At 70.1% G+C, this 14510-nt stretch carries 14 protein-coding genes; 6 read left to right on the top strand and 8 right to left on the bottom strand.

Annotation, left to right across the window (positions count from 1 at the left end):
* Positions 1–9 precede the first annotated feature (9 nt).
* Genes VEC57_04535 through VEC57_04545 form a run of 3 tightly spaced genes read left to right on the top strand, consistent with a single transcriptional unit; the run spans position 10 to position 3512 of the window.
* Entirely contained in the window at positions 10–1410 is a 1401-nt protein-coding gene (locus tag VEC57_04535; protein HYB98382.1) for an FAD-binding oxidoreductase, read from the top strand.
* 9 nt (positions 1411–1419) lie between these two features.
* On the top strand, positions 1420–2868 hold the full coding sequence (locus tag VEC57_04540; protein HYB98383.1) for an FGGY family carbohydrate kinase: 1449 nt from the start codon (positions 1420–1422) through the stop codon (positions 2866–2868).
* Positions 2869–2891: 23 nt separating this feature from the next.
* Complete coding sequence (locus VEC57_04545; GenBank protein ID HYB98384.1) at positions 2892–3512, top strand: HAD family hydrolase; 621 nt, start codon at positions 2892–2894, stop codon at positions 3510–3512.
* Positions 3513–3515: 3 nt separating this feature from the next.
* Here the strand turns inward: VEC57_04545 and VEC57_04550 are convergent, their stop codons facing one another.
* Positions 3516–4775 carry a hypothetical protein gene (locus VEC57_04550; protein HYB98385.1) on the bottom strand — a complete coding sequence of 420 codons (1260 nt, stop codon included), beginning with the start codon at positions 4773–4775 and terminating at the stop codon, positions 3516–3518.
* The gene (locus VEC57_04555) at positions 4772–5824 is read right to left on the bottom strand and encodes an LOG family protein (protein ID HYB98386.1); all 1053 of its coding nucleotides are present in this window, start codon (positions 5822–5824) and stop codon (positions 4772–4774) included. The genes VEC57_04550 and VEC57_04555 overlap by 4 nt, the downstream gene beginning before the upstream one ends.
* Between VEC57_04555 and VEC57_04560 the strand changes: the two genes are divergently transcribed.
* The 3 genes from VEC57_04560 to VEC57_04570 are packed head-to-tail and all read left to right on the top strand — an operon-like array spanning position 5805 to position 8074.
* A complete protein-coding gene (locus tag VEC57_04560; protein ID HYB98387.1) occupies positions 5805–6572 on the top strand; it encodes a hypothetical protein in 768 nt (255 codons plus the stop codon). The genes VEC57_04555 and VEC57_04560 overlap by 20 nt on opposite strands.
* A gap of 20 nt (positions 6573–6592) precedes the next feature.
* Positions 6593–7528, top strand: coding sequence for a TonB family protein (locus VEC57_04565; protein HYB98388.1), 936 nt, complete (start codon positions 6593–6595; stop codon positions 7526–7528).
* Between the two features lie 9 nt (positions 7529–7537).
* Positions 7538–8074, top strand: a complete 537-nt coding sequence (locus VEC57_04570) for a hypothetical protein (protein HYB98389.1) — start codon at positions 7538–7540, stop codon at positions 8072–8074.
* 21 nt (positions 8075–8095) lie between these two features.
* Here the strand turns inward: VEC57_04570 and VEC57_04575 are convergent, their stop codons facing one another.
* From VEC57_04575 to VEC57_04600, 6 genes are all read right to left on the bottom strand, one after another.
* Positions 8096–8938, bottom strand: a complete 843-nt coding sequence (locus VEC57_04575) for a hypothetical protein (protein HYB98390.1) — start codon at positions 8936–8938, stop codon at positions 8096–8098.
* A gap of 55 nt (positions 8939–8993) precedes the next feature.
* Complete coding sequence (locus VEC57_04580; protein HYB98391.1) at positions 8994–9503, bottom strand: methylated-DNA--[protein]-cysteine S-methyltransferase; 510 nt, start codon at positions 9501–9503, stop codon at positions 8994–8996.
* Entirely contained in the window at positions 9500–11143 is a 1644-nt protein-coding gene (locus VEC57_04585; GenBank protein ID HYB98392.1) for an AlkA N-terminal domain-containing protein, read from the bottom strand. The genes VEC57_04580 and VEC57_04585 overlap by 4 nt, the downstream gene beginning before the upstream one ends.
* A 92-nt stretch (positions 11144–11235) precedes the next feature.
* On the bottom strand, positions 11236–11625 hold the full coding sequence (locus VEC57_04590) for an MAPEG family protein (GenBank protein HYB98393.1): 390 nt from the start codon (positions 11623–11625) through the stop codon (positions 11236–11238).
* A 120-nt stretch (positions 11626–11745) separates the two neighbouring features.
* Positions 11746–13164, bottom strand: a complete 1419-nt coding sequence (locus VEC57_04595; protein ID HYB98394.1) for a (Fe-S)-binding protein — start codon at positions 13162–13164, stop codon at positions 11746–11748.
* A gap of 23 nt (positions 13165–13187) precedes the next feature.
* Positions 13188–14456: an FAD-binding oxidoreductase gene (locus VEC57_04600; protein ID HYB98395.1), complete on the bottom strand. Its 1269-nt coding sequence runs from the start codon at positions 14454–14456 to the stop codon at positions 13188–13190.
* Between the last annotated feature and the right edge of the window lie 54 nt (positions 14457–14510).

The raw sequence follows: 14510 nt of genomic DNA on the forward strand, positions 1-14510 counted from the left end.
GGGGAACGCATGAGCAATTCGCAAGAGCTGGCCGCCGCGCTCCGGCGTGATGTGGCCGGCCTGGAGGTGGTCGAGGATCCTTCGGCCATCGAGGCGCGCAGCCGTGACTACTGGATGCGCTCGCTGCTCGAGTCGCGGCTGCACGGCGCACCGCGCGCGGCCGCGCTCGTGCGGCCGGCCAGCGCGGCTCAGGTAGCCGACGTGCTGGCGTTCGCCGATCGCACGCGCACGCCGGTGACGCCCTACGGCCTCGGCTCGGGCGTGTGCGGCGGTGTGCTCGCGCAGGGCAACGAGATCATCCTCGACCTGTCGCGCATGGATCGCCTGCTGGCCGTCGACGAGAACACGCTGACCGCGACCGTGCAGCCGGGCATGCGCGGCTCGGACTACGAAGATGCGCTGGCTGCGCGCGGCTTCACGATGGGGCACTGGCCGCAGTCGATCGCGATCTCGTCGGTCGGTGGGTGGTGCGCGACGCGGGCATCGGGCCAGCTGTCGACGTTGTACGGCAACATCGAGCAGATGCTGCTCGGAGCGGAGGTGGCGCTGGCCGGCGGCAAGCTGCTGCGCCTGCCGCCGGTGCCGCGGTCGGCCACCGGGCCGGATCTGAAGCACCTGTTCCTCGGCAGCGAGGGCACTTTGGGAGTCTTCACCGAGTTGACCTTCCGCATCCATGCCGCTCCCGAGAAGAAGCGCGGAAGCGCTTTTGTCCTGCCGAGCGTGCGCGCCGGCCTGGAGGCGCTGCGCAAGGTGATGCGTTCGGGATGGACGCCGGCCGTCACCCGCCTCTACGACGAGATCGAAGCCGGCCGCAATTTCGCCGGCGTCGCCGGCGGCAAGCCGGTGCTGCTGATCATGAGCGAAGGCGCCGCATCGCGAGTCGACGCCGAGGCGGCGGCCATCGCCGCCATCGTGGCCGGCGAGGGCGGCAGCGATCAGGGCGAGGAGCCGGTGCTGAGCTGGCTCGAGCATCGCAACAAGGTGCCGACGTTCGAGCGCCTGCTCGATCAGGGCCTCGTCGCCGACACCATCGAAGTGGCGATCGACTGGAACCGCATCGGCGACCTGTTCGAGGCCGTGACCGCGCGCGGCGCCCGCATCGAGAGCGTCTTTGCGATGTCCGGCCACGTCTCGCACTGCTACACGCAGGGCGCGAACATCTACTTCACGTTCGTGGCCGCCCAGAGCGACCTCGCGGCCGCCGTGCGCACGTACGACGAGGCGTGGAAGACCACCATCGAGACGACCATCGAGCTTGGCGGGACCATCGCCCATCACCACGGCATCGGCCGCGTGCGCAAGCCGTACATGACGCGCGAGCTGGGCGAGGGCGTCGAGCTGCTGCGCGCGTTGAAGAGAACCTTCGACCCCAACGGCATCCTCAACCCGGGAGTGCTGGTGGACGCGTAGAGGCGGGAGATGTCGCACTTCGTCATGGCGATCGACGCCGGGACGACCGGAGTGCGCGCGGTCGTCTTCGACCGGGCGGGTCATTCGGTCGCATCGTCCTACCGCGAGCTGCGCGCACACTATCCGCGCCCGCAGTGGGTGGAGCAGGATCCTTTGGAGCTGTGGGAATCGACGCGCACGGTGATGGGCGAGGCCATGACCAGGGCGCGGGCGGTTCCAACCGACATCGCAGCCATCGGCATCACCAATCAGCGCTCCTCGGTCGTCGCCTGGGACGGCCCGTCCGGGCGCCCGCTCAGCCCGTTGCTGGTCTGGCAGGACACGCGCACCGGCGAGCGCTGCGCCGAGCTGCAGGCGCTCGGCTTCTTCATCACGCCGATGATGGCCGCCTCCAAGGCGGAATGGATCCTGCGCAACGTGCCCGAGGCGGCTTCGGCGGCCGCGCGCGGGCACCTTCGCCTGGGCATGCCCAACAGCTTTCTGGTCGCGTGCCTGTGCGGCGACATCAACGTCAGCGATCACGGCAACGCCAGCCCGACCGGAATGTACTCGTACTTCCACAACGTCTGGGACCGCGCGCCGCTGGCGGCGCTCGGGCTCGAGGAAAGCTGGCTGCCGCGCCTGGTGGACTCGAGCGGTGAGATCGGACGCACGAAGGACGGCGTCTTCGGCGCGTCGGTTCCGGTGGCCGGCATGGCAGGCGACCAGCAGGCCTCGCTGTTCGGCCTGGCGTGCGTGGAGGTCGGCCAGACCAAGTGCTCCTACGGCACCTCGGCCATGATCACCGTGAACTCGGGCGAATCCGTCGCGCTCGGCGGCCCCGGAACCTATCCGGTCGTTGCATGGTGCTACGACTCGCGCACGTTCTTCAGCCTGGAGGGGCAGGTGGTGACCTCCGGCGCCGCCATCCAGTGGCTGCGCGACGGGCTGGGCCTGGTAGCAAACGCCTCGGAGACCTCGGACCTCGCCTTCAGCGTGCCCGATTCGGCCGGCGTCTGGGCCGTCCCTGCATTCCAGGGCCTGGGCACACCGGTCATGCGAGCCGAGGCCAAGGCGATGATCGGCGGCCTCTCTCGCGGCACGACGCGCGCCCACATCGTGCGCGCCATGCTCGAAGGCATCGCGCATCGCGTGGCCGACGTCGCCGACAGCCTGCACGAAGGCGTACCCGCCGCCGACACCGTGCGCGCCGACGGTGGCGCCAGCCGCAACGATTTTCTGCTGCAGTGCCAGGCCGACCTGCTCGGCGTGCGCGTCGAGCGCTCGCTGGTCAGCGACGGAGCGGCGCTGGGCGCGGCGCGCCTGGCCGGCATCGGCGTGGGGTTCTGGCCGCGCGAGGAGGCGGCGCACTGGGAGACCGAGCGGGCGTTCGAGCCGCGCATCTCCGCCGACGAGCGGGCCGAGCGCCGTGAAACGTGGAAGAAGCGAGTGGAGCTGGTGCTGAGCGCCATCGACTGACGCCGGCGGCGGTACGCAACCCAATGCCTCTTCAGCTGGTCATCTTCGACTGCGACGGCGTGCTCTTCGACTCCGAGCACGCCAACGTCGCCTTCTACCAGGAAGTGCTGCGCCTGTGCGGCGAGCCTCCGCTGTCGCAAACCGATGAAGCCGAATGCCACGCGCTGGCCACCGCCCAGCTGTTCGAGAAGTTCTACGGCGATCGGCCCGAGCTGCTCCAGCGCCTCGTGTCCGCGGCGAGGCAGCTCGACTACGGTCCGTTCTATCCGCTGATGCGCCCCCGACACCGCCTGCGCGAGATTCTGACCGAGCTGCGCACCAGCTACCGCACTGCCATGGCCACCAATCGCGGCATGACCACCAGGGGCGTTCTTGCGTTCTTCGAGCTCGCCGACCTGTTCGATCTGGCCGTCGGCGTCCTCGACGTGCCACGCCCCAAGCCGCATCCGGACATGCTCGAGCGCTGCCTGGAGCATTTCGGCCTGCGGGGGCAGGACGCCGTCTATATCGGCGATCAGCCCGGCGATCAGCAGTCCGCCGTCAGCGCGGGCATCCGCTTCATCGGCATCGGCCCGATGGCGGAGCGCGCCGAGCTGTCCATCGCCTCTCTCGCAGAGCTGCCCGAGCTGCTCGCGCGCCTCTAGCCGTCACGGCTGGAGATGGACGATCCGATAGATGCGCCCGCCGCGATCATCGGCGACGTAGAGCGAGCCGTCCGGTCCGACTGCCAGGCCCGTCGGCCGATGCGGCCCGGCGGGATTGACGCCGAAGCCGCTGGCGAAAACCTCGTGCGCGCCGGTCGGCTTTCCGCCTTCGAACGGCACGTAGACGACGTTGTAGCCCGCCTGCGGAAGCGGTGCGCGGTCCCACGAGCCGTGGAAGGAGACGAAGGCGCCGGCGCGATACCTCTCGGGAAACTGCTCGCCGGTGTAGAACTCGATCTCGATCGGTGCCCAGTGCGCCGGCAGCGCCACGGCGGCGTCCTTCCTCTGTGCGCAGCGGCCGACGGTCTTGCCGTCGCCGCCGTATTCCGGAGAGAGAATCTTCTTGCCCAGCTGCAGGTCGTGGAAGCAGTAGGGCCATCCGAAATCGTCGCCTCGCTGCAGGTGCACGAGCTCCTCGGCCACCTTCTCCGCGTTCTGCTGCGGCGTGTAGAGCGTCGGCCACAGCATGCTCAGGCTGTCGCGCCCGTGCGTCACGCCCCACGGCTCGCCGGTTCCCGGCTGCACGGTCAGCGCCACGGTGTTGCGCAGGCCCGTCGCGAAGCGCTCGCCGTCATCCTGGCGCTGGCCGGTTCGCATTGCATCGAATCGCCAGATGCCGCCGCTTCGGCCCAGCAGCGGACACGGGTCACGGCCAGGCACGCCCGGCGCCCGGTCGGGATCCTGGCAGGAGTTGGACGGCGCGCCGATGTTGACGAAGAGGGAGCCCGCGTGCGGTCCTTCGGCAGCGATCGCGATCGATTTGGCCGCGTGCTGGCGCAGGTTGACGAGCCCTCCGACCACGACCTCCCCGGCGCCGGTTGGCGCATCCTGGCCCGGTTTCCACGGCCAGCGCAGCACTGCATCGTCGCTTGCGAAGTACAGGTGGTCCGCGTGCAGCGCGATGCCCGTCCCGCCGGCGCCCGGCACGCGCGAGCGCTCCTCGGCCTTTCCGTCCCCGTCACGATCTCGAAGGATCAGCACTCCGCCGTCTGCGTCGGCTGCAACGATCTCTCCCACCGAAGAAACCGCGAGGTGACGAGGCTTGCCGACTGCATCCGCGACGACCAGCGCGCAGAAACCGGAAGGAAGAGTCAGCCCGGCATTGTCTCCGTCGCACGCCGGTGCGGCTGCGGCGCCGGCGCCGGCCACGACCGATGCGCCCGCAATCAGAGCGGCGCCCAGGAGGCGAAAAGAGTGCTTCATAGGCCGCGCGCGCCGAGCTCGTTGAGGCGATCGATGAGCTTGCGCAGGCGGCCGAAGCCGTGCTTGTCGAAGTCGAGCGCCAGACGGGGCAGCGACGCGTGGCGCGGCTCGTCGGCTTCTTCCTTCATCGCGCGCACGCGCCGTATGGGCCTTCCGCCCAGAATGTCGCCGAACTCGCTCGACAGCGTGGCCAGCACCTCGTCGCCGACGTCGTGCTGCAGCCTCATGATCGTGCGGCCGCGGATCGTGCGCGTGGAGTGGTAGACGCTGTAGAACCGGGTGATCTCTCTGACGGCTGCATCCACGCTGTCGGCAAGCCTGTAGAGGTTCAGATCGTACTCGCTGATCAGGCCGCGTCCGAGCAGATCGCGCCGTATGTACCGGTCCCACTCGACCCAGTAGCTGCTGCCGGGGACATCCAGGCACACGATCGGAACCGGCCGGCTCTTGCCGGTCTGCACCAGGGTCAGCGTCTCGAAGCCTTCGTCATGCGTGCCGAGGCCGCCGGGGAACAGCACCACCGCCGAGGCCTCCTTGAGGAAGAACAGCTTGCGCGTGAAGAAGTATTTGAACTCCAGGAGCTTCGGGTCGCCGCGCAGCGGTTCGGCCGGCTGCTGCTCGAACGGCAGCCGGATGCCGACGCCGAAGCTGCGGTCGGGACCGGCGCCTTCGACCACGGCCGACATGATGCCTGGCCCGCCGCCGGTGATGACCATGAAGCCCGCCTGCGCGATCTGCCGGCCGAACTCGATTGCCATCTGGTAGATCGGCTCTTCGCGCCGCGTCCGCGCCGAGCCGAACGCCGTCACCTTCCGCTCGTGAGGAAACGGCCGAAAGATCGCCATCGCGCGGCGAAGCTCCGAGACCGCGGCCGCCAGGAGCTTCAGATCCGCGACGTCGGTGCCGTCGGCGACCAGCCCGATGGCATCATCCAGCATCGCCTCCAGGATGCGCCCCGCACGAGGGTCGGCGTGATCGGTATGGGCGGACACCATGCGCTGGAGCAGCGCGACGTGAAGCGGATTTCCGATGTTCTCGTCCGAAGCCATCGAGGACCTGGGCAGGCGGCCGCCGGAGGAACCATTGTTCGCCGCGGCCGGCAAGGGTGCAATGCGGTTCGAGCCTGATAGCATGCGAGAGGCCGCGCTGCGCCATCCGGTGGCCGCGCGCGCACGCAGCGCATCAGTGGATCGTTCCTCGGCAGTGGTGCTGGTCGCCCGTCTTCTGGTGTACGCCGCGCTTGGCGCCGGCGCGTTCCAGATGCTCGTGATGGCCGGCAGCGGCGGCGACATCCGCTGGCTGGTTCGTGACGACGGACCTCTGGAGCTTGCCGAGCTGGTGGCCATCGTCCTCACCGCCGTGCTGTTGTTCCTGCTCGCGCGCGAGCGCGAGCACATCGCCAGCATCCTGCGGGTGATGGGAGCATTCGCATTGATGGCGGCAGCGCGCGAGCTCGACAACCTGACGCTGGAGCTGGGCTGGCGCCACGCCTACAAGGTCCTTGCCCTGCCTGCGGCCGCCTACGCTGCTTGGCTGCTGGTGGCCAAGCGGTCGGTGCTCGGGCGCGAGCTCATCACGTTCGCTCGCAGCCCTGGCTTCACGCTGATCGCCACCGGCTTCTTCGTCGTCGTCATCTACTCGCAGATCCTCGGTCAGAAAGTGTTGTGGCAGGCGGTCGTGGGTGCCGACGCCTACCGGCCCGTCAAGGATCTGGTCGAGGAAGCCTCCGAGCTTCTCGGCTATCTCCTCATCGCTTTCGGCGCCGCCGAGGCTTGTCTGAACGGCGACGCGGATTGACGGCGTACCTCGGCACGACGATGCAACGCGAGCAGACGGCGGCGGCCGCAGCGCTGGCATTCTCGCTGGCGCTGCACGGTCTGGTGATGGCTCTGCTGGCGATGATGCGATCGCAGCCGGTGCCGCTTTTCGACGCGCGGCCGGTCCCGATCCAGGTGGCGATCCTCGATGCCGGCACCGAAATCGCCGGCCCGGGCAAGAAAGGCGCGATGCTCATCGACGGCGCGCCGCCTGCGCCTGCGCCGCAGGCGCAGGCAGCGCCGATCGAGCAGGCGTTGCCGGAGCCGGCAGAGCAGCAGCCAATGCCGCCGCCGGTTGAGGTGCCGCCGAAGGTTCCCGTCGAGACGAGCGAGCCCGCGCCGAAGCCGGCGCCAGTCAAGATGCCCGCCCGAAAGCCGAAATCCGAGGTGGCGTCTCCCAAGGCTCCAGCCGCGTCCAGACCCGCCGGCGACGCACGGCCGCTGCCGCTCAAAAAGCCCGCGGCGCCGCCAACGAGCGGCCCGGCCGCTCCGGGCTCAACCGCCGTGCCGCCGCCGGCAGGGGCCGCGTCGTCCGCGCCATCGGCTGGCGCACCTTCGGGCGCGCCGCTGCCGCCTGGCGCGATCGCCGGAGGAGGCGGGAGCGGTGTGCGCGGAGGCACGGCGACCGCGCCGCAGTGGGCGCCATCGGCGCGCGCCAGCTACGAGCAGCGCTTCTCGGCGTGGATCCAGCGCTTCAAGCAGTATCCCGTGCTGGCGCAGCGTCGTCATCTGGAGGGGTCGGGCCGGATGATGATCCGCATCGACCGCCGCGGGCGCGTCGTCTCCCGGGCCATCGAGCAGTCCAGCGGCGAGCGGCTGCTGGACAACGCCGCGCTCGAGATGGTCGACCGCGCCAATCCGTTCCCGGCACTGCCGGACGAATACCCGCACGAGACATTCGTGGTGCGGTATTCGTTCGATTTTCATCTCCGCTAAGGTGGCATCATGGAGATCAAGAGCTCGGCCCACTGGAAGCGCTGCGGCGTCTGCAAGCGCGACATCGGCTTCGACAAGCTGTTCTACGAGTGCAGCGTTTCCACCTGCAACACGGGCAAGCACCCGCCGGCCTTCTGCTCCATCAATTGCTGGAACCAGCACGTGCCGGTGATGCGGCATCGAGATGCGTGGGCCGATCAGAAGCGCTCGCCGACGCGCGACGAATGGGAGCGCGACCAGGCTGCCGAGGCACGCGACGACACGAGCAGCCGCGATGCACCCGCGCCCGCGCCGGTGCGGCGAATGATCATCGAGAAGAAGCCGGAGCCGGCGCTGCCGGCCAAGCAGGAGGCCGAGCTCGAGATCCTGGTGGTGGCGTCCAAGGTGAAGGCCTACATCCGCGCACGCTCGGGAATGAATACGTCGGATGCGGTGATGGAGAAGCTTTCCGACGCCCTTCGCGACATGTGCGACAAGGCCATCGATCACGCCCGCTTTGCCGGTCGCAAGACCGTCATGGATCGCGACTTCACCGGCCCGCGCTGAAACCGGCGCTGTAGGCTGCGATCAGTAAACCGCCGCGACCTGGACGCGCGCGGTCTCGAATCTCGGCAGCTCGGCGGAGACCAGGATCATCCGAAAGCTGTCGCGCGCGCCGGGCGGCAGCGGCTCGACCTCGCCGGCATCGCCATCGCCGGGCGCAGCCAGCGCTTCGGCCGCGCGATTGAATCCATCTTCGCGATACACGACCTGACCGCGCTCGTCGACCAGCTCGAAGCGCAGCCGAACGTGATGCACTTCGGCGCGTGCGGTGTTGCTCAGGCTGCCCGAGATGACGAACAGGCCCTGGCCGGCGCTCTCGCCTGCGGCAACGACCGATTGGCTGAGCGCGCAGCTGATGGCGGTCGCGTAGCTGCGGGTTTCCTCGATGCGCACGTCGGTCAGCGGCCGCGATGCTGCGGTCGCGGCGTCTCCCGATGCACGCCACAGCGAGGTGTCGCGATGCAGCGCCGACCACGTCGCCCAATTCTCCAGGTGCCAGTCCTGGATGCGGACTCCGTCCCGGCTGGCAACCGGCGTCGCGCCGGTGGCCGGAATGTCGATGACGACGGTGGTCCCGCCGACGACGTCGATCACATGCCCGCCTGCGCGCGAGAGATCGCGCAGGGAGTATGCGCGCGGCTCGCCTCCGACGATGATCGCGAAGACGCGCTCGTCATCGGGCAGGCGCGAGTCGCCGCTGCCCTGGATGCCGGCGACCTCGGCCGGCTCCGCCAGTGCCATCGCCGCTTCGATGGCGGCGGCTGCGTGAAGTTGTTCCTGATCGAAAGTGGCGGCGTGCGAAGGCGTCGAGCATGCGATCACACCCGTGATCGCGCCCCACCACATCCAATGCCTTCGTTCCTCCATGGCCGCGCATACTACTACAGAGGCGGCAGCAGCGGTTGGAGAAAATGCTTGTGCGTCAGCCGAGCAGCACGCCTTCGTGCGTGAGCAGCCAGCGCTTGCGGTCCAGCCCGCCGCCGTAACCGGTCAGGGATCCGTCGGAGCCGATGATGCGGTGACAGGGAAGGATGAGGGAAACCGGATTGCTGCCGTTGGCAAGCCCCACGGCGCGCACGGCAGCCGGATTGCCGATGCGGCGGGCGATGTCGGCGTAGGAGGCCGTGCGGCCAGCCTTGACCGAGCGCAGCGCACGCCACACCGCCCCCTGAAAGGGCGTTCCCTCCACATCCACCGGCAGCTCATCGAGCGCGTCGATGCGGCCGTCGAAGTACGCCTGCAGGCAGCGGCGGTGCTCGGTCAGACGCGCCGCCCGCAGCGGAAGGCCGGCGAAGCGCTTCTCGAGCCGTGCCTGGACGCGCCCCCAGTGCTCGCCGAGGGCCAGGCCGCAGACTCCGCCGTCGGTGACGGCGAACGTGATCCTTCCTATTGGCGAGGAGACCGAGTCGTAACGCAGCGTCGCTGTTTTCATGCTGCCCTCCTGCTGCGGGTGCGCGCGCCGGGCCGGCTGCGGCGAGCACGCCCATTGCTCGCGTCGGCCGTCGTCGAGAGCTCGCAACCATCGTGGCTCCATAAGTGGATCGCCGCGTACGCGCGCCATGGGCGCCAGGCGTGGGAGTGAGCCTCCAGTCGCGCGGCATTCATCTCCGGCAGCGCCTTTCGCATCGCGCGCAGCAGACCCAGATCGCCGTAGGGCATGGCGTCGGGATCGCCGAGGCCGCGCATCGCCACGTAACCTGCGGTCCACTGCCCGATCCCGCGCACCCGCAGCATCGCCTCGCATGCGTGGTGCGGGTCGCTCGTGTCATCGAGCGGCAGCTGCCCGCTGACAACGGCTCGCGCCAGCGCCTTCAGCGTCTCGATGCGCGCGCGCGGCATACCGATGTCGTCCAGGTCCGCCTCCGCCAACTGCTCGGCGGTCGGAAACACGCAGGCGGAATCGATGCCCTCGCGTTCGATTCGCGTCCCGAACCGCTGCGCCAGACGCGCCAGGATCGTGCGTGCGGCAGCGACGCTGATCTGCTGCCCGACCACTGCACGCACCGCCGCTTCGAACGGCTCCCACGTCACCGGAGCGCGAAGTCCCGGCCGCTGCTGGATGCGGCTGCGCAGGTGCGGATCGCGCCCGAGCACGGACGCGATGACATCGGGATCGGCATGACAGTCGAAGCTGCGAGCAAGACGCCGCGAGATCACCGCCAGCGCTGCGGGATCCTGGATGGCAAGCGTCGCCACCAGCTCGCGTCGTTCCTCATCGCAGCCGATCTCGATGCTGCCGACGACGTCGCCGGCGCGGACGGTGCGGCGATACGTGCCCGACTGAACGCTCTCGACGCCGGCGATGGCGCGCGCGCCGAGGAACGACAGCATCCACGGCCAGTCCATCGGCGGGCGATAGCCCAGGCGCAACGTCACCAGCGTGCTGGTGGGAGCGGCGACCTGCGCGAAGGCGGTGGCCGCCGCCTCGCCGCCACGCGGCGCGCGCCCGCGCAATGCGGCCGCCGAGCGCGCGCGCTTCGGCAATGCAATGCGCCGCAAGTGGCTCGGGGCATCTCCGAACGAAGCCTGCATCGCGGCGTTGAAGCGGCGGATGCTGCCGAACCCGGCAGCCAGTGCGATCGCGGCGATGGACAGATCCGTATCGTCGAGCAGGCGGCGCGCAAGGTGCAGCCGCCGCGTCAGCGCGATCTGGTTGGGCGCTGCTCCGAGGTGCTGCTCGAACAGCCTGCGCAGATGACGCTCGCTGACGCCGAGCCGGCCGGCGAGGTCGCCGACGCTCGCACCGTCGAGCGCGCCGGCATCGATGAGCCGCATCGCGCGTGCGACCGTTGCCGACGTTCCCTGCCACGCTGCCGAGCCGGGAGCGGTTTCGGGCCGGCAGCGCCGGCATGCGCGAAATCCCGCCTGCTCGGCGGCGGCCGCGCAGGGATAGAACACCACGTTCTCGAGCCTCGGCAGCCGCACGCGACAGACGGGCCGGCAATAGATGCCGGTGGTGCGCACGCCGATGAAAAAGCGGCCGTCGAAGCGCGCGTCGTGGCTGGTCATGGCGCGGTAGCAGCTCTGGCGATCCAGGGTCATGCCGCGGGTATAGCCTCCGCGCCGTGCCATGTCTGGTCGTTTTCGGACATCGTCATCGCCGCGGCGCGAGCGTGCCACGGGCGACGCGGCGGGCGTGGTCGGGGACGGGACCGGCGGCCCCGCTACTGCTGGAAGATCGCCGCCACCGCCAGAAGAATGCCGACGACGTAGGTGCCGATCGCACCCACGAACCGCAGCGGGTGCGCGTGCTCGAGCGACTGGCACACGATCATTCCGACTGCATGCATGTAGCGGAACACCACCGCCAGCACGAAGAGCCAGCGCGTCATGCCGGAGGCACCGCCGCTGGCGAGCGCAAAGATCAGAATGGCCAGAATCGGTGCGTACTCGCAGGCGTTGCAGTGGGCACGCACGAACTTGTGGAGCGGGTCGGTGGGATCGGTGCTGCAGCCGATCGAGACGTTCGAGGCCCGTCGCAGCATCGAGACGCGCAGTCCGAGCACGATGCACAACAAGCCGAGCAAGCCGATGCAGTTCATCGCCAGATTCATGGGACCTCCAGGACCGGCGCAAGAGTGGGGGGAGCCGGCCGGCGCATTATGCGGCGAAGCGGCGCCGGCGCCAGTGCCGGAACAAAATGTCTCGCCAGGCGCCGGCGGTGCGCTCGCAGGTCACTCCTGGCGATACGCCGCCGCGAGCAGCTGGACCGGATGCGCGACCCGCGTGGACAGCCCGGCCAGCGCCACGTGCCGCGCGATCTGCATCATGCAGCCGATGTTGCCGACGGCGATGACGTCCGCGCCTCGCTCGCGTGCGAGGCGCGCCTTGTTGCGGCCCAGCTCCTCGGCCAGCGCGGGCTGATCGAGATTGTAGCTGCCGGCGCTGCCGCAGCAGATCGCGTTCTCCCCGAGATCGACCGGCATGCGGCCGGTGGCCGCTTCGACGAGCAGCCGCGGCGGCCGTGCCACGCCGCGCGCATGCAGCAGATGGCAGGCGTCGTGATACGCGACGGTGCCGAGCTCGAGCGGGCGCGAGGGACGCTCGATGCCGATCTGCACGAGCACCTCGCTTACGTCGCGGCAGCGCAGGGCGAGCGATGCGGCCGTGGCGGCTGCGGCGGTGCCGGCGAGCACGTGCGCGTACTCGTGCATCATCGCGCCGCAGCCTGCCGCGGTGGTCACGACGAAATCCAGATCGCCGGCGGCGGCGAACGCTTCGGCATTGGCAGCGGCCAGGTCCCGCGCTTCCTGCGTGCGGCCCGAGTGCAGCGCCAGCGCGCCGCAGCAGCCCTGACCTTCGACGTCGACCACCTCGATGCCATTGCGCTGCAGCACCTCGACGGTGTCGCGGTTGAGCTCGGGCGCGAGCTGATCACCGACGCATCCGGTCAGCACGGCCACGCGCGCCTTGGCGCGCAGAGGCTGCGGCGTGCGGCTGCGGCGAAGTGGCGATACCGACGGATCGGCAGCCTCCTCGCTGCCTGCCGCCGGCAGCAGCCCGAGGCCGCGAATGCGCCGGCGCAGCGGCGCCAGGCCGATGCGGTCCATCGCATGAGCCGCGCGAATGCCCATGCTCACGAGTCGCGGACGGACATACATCTGCTGCGCGACGTTCTTGCGCAGCGCCTCCGCGCGCGAGCGCTGCGCAATCAGCAGCGGGCGGAACTCCTCGATGCGCCGGCCGAAGGAGACGCCGGAGGGACAGGCCGTTTCGCACGCCAGGCAGCCGAGGCAGCCCGACAGGTGCTGCGCAGCCTCGCCCTGCAGCTCGAGCTCGCCGCGACGCACCGACTCCATGATGTAGATGCGGCCGCGCGGCGAGTCGGCCTCGGTTCCGAGCACCCGATAGGTCGGGCACGTGTCCAGGCACAGCCCGCAGTGCACGCACGGCAGGCCGACGGCATCGAGCCGCGTCTCATCCGCCGGTTCGAAAAGCGGCGTGGCCCCACGCTCGAGCGAGGCCTCGCCCGCCGCTTTGCGCCCGCCGGCCGCGCCGCTCGTGACGCTGCACCCGCCCGACGCATCGGCCGTGGCACGGCGCTCGCCCGCCGCTTCGCCGTCGCCGCCGCGCTCGGCACCGTCGCCGGCCACCGAACCCTCCTCCTCGCGCAACGTTAAAGCCCTCCCACCAGGCGTCCCGGCGCGAGCACGCCGTCGGGATCGAAGCGGCGCTTGAGCTCGCGCATCAGATCGAGCGAAGCCGGCACCGGCGACCAGACATCCATGCCGCGCCTGGCCGCGGTCGGCGCTCGTTCGATGACGCGAGTGCCGGCGCCGGCGGTTGCACTCATCAACGCCGACAGCGCTGCCTCGCCGCCGGCGGGCACGTGAATTCGCGCGATGCCGTCGCCGAGATGCCCGCCGGCAAACACGGCGTGGCCGCGCGCGGCGGCGACGGCGTCCTGCACGAGCATCAGCAGCTCGGCCGGAGCGGTACCGACGCGGATCGTCACGCCGTCGCCGCCATCGACGTGGGCCGGGCTCAGCCATTCCTCGAGCGCTTGCGCCGGATCGCGCCGCGCCAGCTCGCAGACGCGATCGCCCTGATAGGCGACCTCGGCCTCGGTGCCCTCGATGCGAACCACCAGCGACCAGACGGCCGTGTCGGCGCCGGCGTCGACGGCGAAATCGAGCGCGGCCAGCGGCAGCGGGGACGCGACGAGGCGTGCCCGAGCGGCATCGAGCTCGGAGGCCGCGGCGTAATCGAACACCAGCGTGGCCGCGGCATCCGGCTGCGGGTGCGTGCGCAGCGTCATCTCCATCACGATGCCGAGCGAGCCGAGCGAGCCGGTGAACAGCCGCACGAGATCGTAGCCGGCGACGTTCTTGACCACGCGGCCGCCGGCGTGAACGGTGCGCCCCGCGCCGTCGATCACGGTCATGCCGAGCACGAGATCGCGCGGCGTGCCGAAGCCGTAACGCAGGCCGCCGGCGGCATTGGAGGCCACGATGCCGCCGAGCGTGGAGCGTTCGTCCACGGCGACGTCCACGCACAGGCGCTGGCCGGTTTTCGCCAGGTTGCGCTGCAGGCGAAGAAGCGAGACGCCGGCCTCGCAGGTCACCGTCATGTCCTCGGGATTCTGCTCGACGATGCGGCCGATGGCGGTGGTCGAAAGCTTGATGTCGAACGAGCGCGGCACGTTGCCCACGTGAAGGCGCGTTCCGCCGCCGCTGACGACGATGCCGAGCCGCTTCGCGCGCGCCTCCTCGACGGCGTTGCGCACCTGGTCCGGATCACGCGCCGTCACCACCGCCTGCGGAACAAGGCCGTCGAGGGCGTCGGTGCTGCGGCCTGGGCGAAGCTGCCCGGGACCGAGCGCGGCGAACGCACCCGTGTCCATCCGGACGTTCGGCCGCGCGGCTTCCGTGCGCGCCACGCTCATTGCCGGCCTCGATGCGGCAGTGGCGCCGTCGCGCGGCGGCCACGGAAAGGCGCG

This window comes from Candidatus Limnocylindrales bacterium, assembly GCA_035626395.1.
Classification (GTDB): domain Bacteria; phylum Desulfobacterota; class Binatia; order UBA1149; family CAITLU01; genus DASPNH01.

What these genes read in the sequence shown, in the direction of transcription:
- VEC57_04535 (HYB98382.1), top strand. Translation starts at nt 10, where the DNA reads ATGAGCAATTCGCAAGAGCTGGCCGCCGCGCTCCGGCGTGATGTGGCC.
- VEC57_04540 (HYB98383.1), top strand. Translation starts at nt 1,420, where the DNA reads ATGTCGCACTTCGTCATGGCGATCGACGCCGGGACGACCGGAGTGCGC.
- VEC57_04545 (HYB98384.1), top strand. Translation starts at nt 2,892, where the DNA reads ATGCCTCTTCAGCTGGTCATCTTCGACTGCGACGGCGTGCTCTTCGAC.
- VEC57_04550 (HYB98385.1), bottom strand. Translation starts at nt 4,775, where the DNA reads ATGAAGCACTCTTTTCGCCTCCTGGGCGCCGCTCTGATTGCGGGCGCA.
- VEC57_04560 (HYB98387.1), top strand. Translation starts at nt 5,805, where the DNA reads ATGTTCTCGTCCGAAGCCATCGAGGACCTGGGCAGGCGGCCGCCGGAG.
- VEC57_04555 (HYB98386.1), bottom strand. Translation starts at nt 5,824, where the DNA reads ATGGCTTCGGACGAGAACATCGGAAATCCGCTTCACGTCGCGCTGCTC.
- VEC57_04565 (HYB98388.1), top strand. Translation starts at nt 6,593, where the DNA reads ATGCAACGCGAGCAGACGGCGGCGGCCGCAGCGCTGGCATTCTCGCTG.
- VEC57_04570 (HYB98389.1), top strand. Translation starts at nt 7,538, where the DNA reads ATGGAGATCAAGAGCTCGGCCCACTGGAAGCGCTGCGGCGTCTGCAAG.
- VEC57_04575 (HYB98390.1), bottom strand. Translation starts at nt 8,938, where the DNA reads ATGGAGGAACGAAGGCATTGGATGTGGTGGGGCGCGATCACGGGTGTG.
- VEC57_04580 (HYB98391.1), bottom strand. Translation starts at nt 9,503, where the DNA reads ATGAAAACAGCGACGCTGCGTTACGACTCGGTCTCCTCGCCAATAGGA.
- VEC57_04585 (HYB98392.1), bottom strand. Translation starts at nt 11,143, where the DNA reads ATGGCACGGCGCGGAGGCTATACCCGCGGCATGACCCTGGATCGCCAG.
- VEC57_04590 (HYB98393.1), bottom strand. Translation starts at nt 11,625, where the DNA reads ATGAATCTGGCGATGAACTGCATCGGCTTGCTCGGCTTGTTGTGCATC.
- VEC57_04600 (HYB98395.1), bottom strand. Translation starts at nt 14,456, where the DNA reads ATGAGCGTGGCGCGCACGGAAGCCGCGCGGCCGAACGTCCGGATGGAC.